Raw genomic sequence first — 1,756 nt, forward strand, 5'->3', positions numbered from 1 at the left:
GGGGGGGGGGGGGGCCCCCCCCCCCACGCTCGGGGCCGGGTGGCGCGCCGGATTCAGGCAGCCGGCGCGAAGGCGGGGGCGATCAGGGCCCAGACGAACTTGCCGACACCGCCAGCGCGGGGGCAGCAGCCCCAGCGTTCGGCGAGCTCGTCGACGAGGAGGAGGCCCCGGCCGTGCTCGTCGTCGGGGCCGGCGGTGCGGAGGGGGGGCGGCGGCTGCCGCTGTCGTGGACTTCGAGGCGCAGGCGGGAGCCGATGAGGGCGAAGCGGATCTCGATCAGGCGGTCGGCGGAGGAGCCGGAGTGCTGCACGGCGTTGGCGAACAGCTCTCCGAGGAGCAGTTCGGCGGTGTCGGAGTAGACGTCGCCGGAGGGCAGGGCGGCGAGGTAGGCACGGAGGAGGTGCCGGGCGAGCGGGGCGGATTCGTTCCGCGTGTCGAGGCGCGCGGCGAACGCACGGGGCCGGTGGGAAGCGGACATGGCGGAGCACCTCGGTGGGGAGAGGGAGGAGGGTCAAGGTGCCGCTCCGATAAGTAGTTGAGCGACTACCCAGGGCACTCACTGTGGCCTACGATGGGCGATGCCTTCAACCTTTCCAGCCAGAAGGGAGAGTCACCGGCAGCCATGAATCGCAAGGAACTTGATCCCGATTCCTCGCCCACGGCCAGGTTCGGCATGCTGCTTCGCCAGGCGAGAGAGGCGAGGAGCTGGACGCAGGAACAGCTGGGCGCACTTGTCGGGTACTCGGCCGTTCACATCTCGGCGGTGGAAACCGGACGTAAACCTCCAACCGGTCGTTTTGCGAGGAGAATCGACGATGCATTCGAAACGGACCGGTTCGAGCGCGAGTGGCGGCAGTCCGAACAGCGTTTTCTGTTCGAGGGGTTCGACCAGTACACGGTGAAGGAGCGGGAGTCCGTGACCGTTCGGATCTTCGAGCTGGACATGGTTCCTGGTCTGCTTCAGCACCCGGACTACAGTGCCGCCTACGAGATGGCACCGGTTCGACGGGGTGACGCCACGCGGGAGCAGGCGGAGGAGCGGTTGAAGGTTCTTGTGGACCGCCAGCGGCTGCTCGACCGCTCGGTGACGGTTCATGCGGTCCTCGACGAATCGGCCCTGCGGCGCCGGATCGGGGGAGCTGCAGTCATGGCCCGTCAGATGCAGCATCTGGAAGACCTGGCGGCGCGACCCCTTGTCATCCTCCAGGTCGTCCCGTGCGCCCTCGGAGAATCGCGCCCCTTCTCACACTCGGTCACTTTGCTGACCCTGCCGACGCGCGCGATGGTCGGGTACACCGAAACGCTCGGACGAGGCCTTCTGGAACGGGACTCCGAGGTCGTGGCCCGATGGGCCGGCCAGTACGATCGCCTTCAGGTCGACGCCCTCACGCGGCTGGACAGCGTGGCCATGATCCGGGAGACACGGAGGGACTATGAACAGCATTCACGGTGACCGTCCGGTTGGCGCCGCGTGGCGGAAGAGTTCCTACAGCAACGGGCAGGGCGGGTGTGTCGAGGTCGACGACGCGCGCCCCGGAGCGGTGCGCGACTCCAAGGACCCGAACGGCCCGGTACTCGTGTTCCCTGCAGAGGCGTGGCAGTCGTTCCTCGTGGCCGTCCGAGTCGGCGAGTTCGGCGAGGTCTGACAGACCCCACGAGCCATCCGGGGCCCCGCCGCCCGGGGGGGGGGGGGGGGGGGCCCCGGGGGCACCCGGGGTGGAATTAAGTTGGGGGGGGGGGGGGGGGGTGTTAGCGG

The 1,756-nt window shown here is 69.1% G+C and carries 3 protein-coding genes; 2 read left to right on the top strand and 1 reads right to left on the bottom strand.

Features of this window, described 5'->3' with window-relative positions; genetic code table 11:
• Nucleotides 1-82: 82 nt before the first annotated feature.
• Nucleotides 83-478 (bottom strand): ATP-binding protein, encoded by a 396-nt coding sequence (locus ACFCX4_RS24710; RefSeq protein WP_376146202.1) that lies wholly within the window; start codon nt 476-478, stop codon nt 83-85.
• Nucleotides 479-571: 93 nt separating this feature from the next.
• Here ACFCX4_RS24710 and ACFCX4_RS24715 point away from each other — a divergent pair, with 93 nt between their 5' ends.
• Nucleotides 572-1,453 carry a Scr1 family TA system antitoxin-like transcriptional regulator gene (locus tag ACFCX4_RS24715; RefSeq protein WP_376146205.1) on the top strand — a complete coding sequence of 294 codons (882 nt, stop codon included), beginning with the start codon at nt 572-574 and terminating at the stop codon, nt 1,451-1,453.
• Nucleotides 1,434-1,646, top strand: a complete 213-nt coding sequence (locus ACFCX4_RS24720; protein ID WP_376146208.1) for a DUF397 domain-containing protein — start codon at nt 1,434-1,436, stop codon at nt 1,644-1,646. The genes ACFCX4_RS24715 and ACFCX4_RS24720 overlap by 20 nt, the downstream gene beginning before the upstream one ends.
• Nucleotides 1,647-1,756: the final 110 nt, after the last annotated feature.

Source organism: Kitasatospora sp. NPDC056327 (assembly GCF_042261735.1).
GTDB lineage: Bacteria > Actinomycetota > Actinomycetes > Streptomycetales > Streptomycetaceae > Kitasatospora.